This window comes from Mesorhizobium sp. M7A.F.Ca.CA.002.04.1.1, from assembly GCF_004022805.1.
In the GTDB taxonomy this organism is placed as follows: Bacteria; Pseudomonadota; Alphaproteobacteria; order Rhizobiales; family Rhizobiaceae; genus Mesorhizobium; species Mesorhizobium ciceri.
In genome coordinates this window covers 1-1,025 of record NZ_RZPL01001140.1, presented here as the reverse complement: position 1 = coordinate 1,025, position 1,025 = coordinate 1, and the positions used below count along the sequence as shown (strand labels likewise).

2 protein-coding genes are annotated in these 1,025 nt (G+C 58.5%); both read right to left on the bottom strand.

The window, feature by feature from the left end; genetic code table 11:
• Positions 1 to 105: 105 nt before the first annotated feature.
• Positions 106 to 441, bottom strand: coding sequence for a Grx4 family monothiol glutaredoxin (gene grxD, locus ENZ75_RS32820; RefSeq protein ID WP_063167818.1), 336 nt, complete (start codon positions 439 to 441; stop codon positions 106 to 108).
• A gap of 141 nt (positions 442 to 582) precedes the next feature.
• Positions 583 to 816, bottom strand: coding sequence for a BolA family transcriptional regulator (locus ENZ75_RS32815; protein WP_010909092.1), 234 nt, complete (start codon positions 814 to 816; stop codon positions 583 to 585).
• Between the last annotated feature and the right edge of the window lie 209 nt (positions 817 to 1,025).

The following is a 1,025-nucleotide window of genomic DNA, read 5'->3' as shown; positions in this document are numbered from 1 at the left end:
GGTCCTGGGGTCAGGACATGAAAATTGCCGAGGTGAGGTTGCCCCGGTGCCTGGTGCTCGATGCCCGAAAATCAACGTCGATTTCGGGCATGCACAAAACAGAAATCAGGCGGCGCCTTTGACGCTGACGCCCTTCTCGACGAGGAACGTCTGCAGCTCGCCCGCCTGGAACATCTCGCGCACGATGTCGCAACCGCCGACGAATTCTCCCTTGACGTAGAGCTGAGGGATCGTCGGCCAGTTGGAGTATTCCTTGATGCCCTGGCGCAGTTCAGCCGAGTCCAGGACGTTCACGCCTTTGTAGTCGGCGCCGATATAGTCGAGGATCTGGACGACCTGGCCGGAAAATCCGCATTGCGGGAAACCAGGTGTGCCCTTCATGAAAAGGACGACGTCGTTGCCCTTCACTTCATTGTCAATGTAGTCGTTGATGCTGCTCATGGAATATCCTTTCCCGCCTGTGGGAGTCAGGCTCGAAACATACCCTTCAAATAAACCCAACGATTGCTCGAAACAAGACGTTAGCCGCGCCGTGGCTGAAATGGCGCAAAGGATGAGCCGTGTTGGGCCAAGCGCTAAGGGTCAGTCGGGAACGCTGGTCTGCAGCGCCAATGCGTGCAACACGCCGCCCATATTGCCCTTCAGCGCGTCATAGACCATCTGGTGCTGCTGGACGCGGCTCTTGCCGCGAAAGCTCTCGGCCACCACCTCGGCCGCATAGTGGTCGCCGTCGCCGGCGAGATCGCGAATCGTCACCTTGGCGTCCGGAATGCCGTCCTTGATCAGTTTTTCGATGTCGTGGGCATCCATTGCCATGGCAAAATCCTGTTTCGAGCGGCCGGTAGCCGGCCATAAGATGAGAGTCGGGTGAGCCTAAAGCCTTTCCGGTCCGGATTGAAGCCGTTCTGTCCCGCCAACGGCCACACGGCTTCAGAGAAAGACTAGGCCGGTGGGCTTGCTTCATCCTCGGCAACGTCCTCGCGTGTCGAGAAAGCGCGGCCAAGGCTGAAGGCAAGCACATAGAG